This is a genomic window from Natrialba asiatica DSM 12278, from assembly GCF_000337555.1.
Classification (GTDB): Archaea; Halobacteriota; Halobacteria; order Halobacteriales; family Natrialbaceae; genus Natrialba; species Natrialba asiatica.
Genome location: NZ_AOIO01000016.1, coordinates 1 through 2099, shown reverse-complemented (window position 1 = coordinate 2099; position 2099 = coordinate 1). Strand labels below are relative to the sequence as shown.

At 66.9% G+C, this 2099-nt stretch carries 3 protein-coding genes and 1 pseudogene; 3 read left to right on the top strand and 1 reads right to left on the bottom strand.

The window, feature by feature from the left end; translation table 11 throughout:
- Together C481_RS05070 and C481_RS05065 are read left to right on the top strand one after the other, a co-directional pair.
- A pseudogene (locus tag C481_RS05070) lies at positions 1 to 277 on the top strand (hypothetical protein); the annotation flags it as partial.
- Positions 278 to 640 carry a hypothetical protein gene (locus C481_RS05065; RefSeq protein WP_006108032.1) on the top strand — a complete coding sequence of 121 codons (363 nt, stop codon included), beginning with the start codon at positions 278 to 280 and terminating at the stop codon, positions 638 to 640. It abuts the pseudogene before it with no gap.
- Positions 641 to 693: 53 nt separating this feature from the next.
- Here C481_RS05065 and C481_RS05060 read toward each other — a convergent pair whose 3' ends face one another.
- Positions 694 to 1467: a DUF1405 domain-containing protein gene (locus tag C481_RS05060; RefSeq protein WP_006108031.1), complete on the bottom strand. Its 774-nt coding sequence runs from the start codon at positions 1465 to 1467 to the stop codon at positions 694 to 696.
- 120 nt (positions 1468 to 1587) lie between these two features.
- Between C481_RS05060 and C481_RS05055 the strand changes: the two genes are divergently transcribed.
- Positions 1588 to 2099 (top strand): acetoacetate decarboxylase family protein (locus C481_RS05055; protein WP_049904444.1); only part of this gene is annotated, 512 nt, incomplete at its 3' end.

Below are 2099 nucleotides of genomic sequence, written 5' to 3'. Positions count from 1 at the left end.
ATATGTCGACGGCGAGTGGTGCCGTGTCGCGCCGCGGGACCACAACGAGCCGCTGATGTATCTCAAACCGGGTGAGGCCCACACATGGACCGTCACGCCCGACAACGACGGGATTGCGGACGGCGGCGACGTCGCGTCGACGGGCGGGACGGACGAACTCGCGCTCGAAGGCGTCGGGCCGGGGACGTACGCGTTCCGCGCTCGTGGCTTGTTCGAGGACCGTCGGGAGGCGGAGCAGGTCGCGTTCGCGGCGACGTTCGAACTCGAGGCCGAGTAGTTGACACTGACACCGACGGATGCGATCGCGGACACCGAAATGGAAGCCGAGAGCGGCACCGACACGCTCGTCGCCACCTCGACGCGCGGCGACCCTGGCGACGACCACCAGCGACTGTGCGAATTCGAATTCGAACTCGTCGACGAACCGGACGACCGAACGGAGTCCCAGCGGCTGATCACGGAGCAACTGCTCCGGCACAGCCAACTCTGGGATGCGGTCGCGCTCGCAGCCGAGCGTGACGTCCCCACCGTTCGTATCGAGGAATACAACGGTACGCACCCGGCGTTCGGTCACGACAGCGACGGCCGCTACGAATACCGGGACCAGTACTACCGCGTTCGGACAGCTGAACTCGAGTAGTCGGGCGGTGAACTTTCGAAAACTCGTTTTCGAGAAGGTGTGACCGCCGTCCGTTACGGTCGCATCGTGTTCTCGACGCCGCCGGATGGTTCCGTTTCTGCCTCGGACGCCGCTTGAGCCGTCCGTTCCCGGTCGAGTTCGCGTTCGCAGTGTTTGATGCGCGTCGCCAGCGCGAGAAAGAGCGCGAGGAGGGTGAACGTGACTTCGCCGCCGGCGACGACGCCGAGGGCGTCGGCTCCGAGAAACATGGGTGTCTCACGCGCGACGGGGATGATCGTGTGGTGGAGATCGCCGGCAACCGGGACGAAGTAGTCGACGAGGAGGTTGCTCGCGTACCAGACGAGTGCGACGGCGACGGCTCGAACGGGGAAGTCGGTGATGCGGTGAAGGACGAACGCCTGGACGACCATCGCGAGGTGGCTCCAGAACAGGAACTGGTACATGAGCGGATCGAGGTAGGCGTAGGAGTCGGCGAACGCGAGCAGCGTGTACGGTGTCCAGAGACCGAGGATCACGTTCCCGAAGAACGCGAGTGCGGTCAGCCACGGGAGTTCGTGGCCGAGTTTCCAGGCGGCGATCGCGAGCGCGATCAACAGGGTCGCCATCGGACTGTCGGGAACCCACGGCCACAGTACCGGTGGCGTTCCGGCGAACTGACCTGAGTAGTACCAGAAGCCAAAGCCCGTCCCCGCGAGGTTGATCGCCACGACGAGCCAGGCGAACCGCAGCCCGAGGTCCTCTACCGTCTTCGGTACGGGCGCGAGGTAGTGCGGCAGCGACCCGCGGTCGGCCGCCGCGGGGTCCGCCAACTGAGTCGACGCGGTCATCGTTCGGCGCGACGGACGGCACGCGCAAAACAGTAGCGGTCCCGGGAGCCGCGGCAGGCGCGTTTCGGACCGCGACACTGCACCGATACCACTACGATCATCCCGGCCGTAGCGCCGCCTGTGACCACGGTGGATGAACGGACCCGACGCCGGCTTTCGACCGGCCACGTCGTCGAGCTCCCGCTCGATCTCTCGTTTGCGATGGGCGGGGTTACCGTCCCCGCGCGCCGTAATCGGCTCGACCCGGTCCTTCCGAGGGGGCTCTCGTCGCTCGCGATCGCACCGGGCGTCGGCTGCGTTGCGCTCGTCGGGATTCAGTATCACCGAGTGGGTCGCGAGACAGGACGAGCGAGAGACGGGGCTGCGGAGACGGGGCTCGACCCCTACGACGAGTTCGCCGTCATCGTCCCGGTCGTCCGCGGGAGTCGAACGAACCGCCCCCTCGCGCAACTCGCGGACGGCGAGGTCGGCGGCTACGTCCACTGGCTGCCGGTGACGACCGATCCGTCCGTCGCGCTCGGCCGAGAGATCTGGGGCTTTCCGAAGGAAGCGGCGGACGTGACGGTGACCGACGGGTCGGATCGAATCCGCGTCACCGTCGCGGGAGACGGCGATCGCGAGCCGATCCGACT

Coding starts and splice junctions, on each gene's coding strand:
- C481_RS05060 (WP_006108031.1), bottom strand. CDS start 1,467: ATGACCGCGTCGACTCAGTTGGCGGACCCCGCGGCGGCCGACCGCGGG.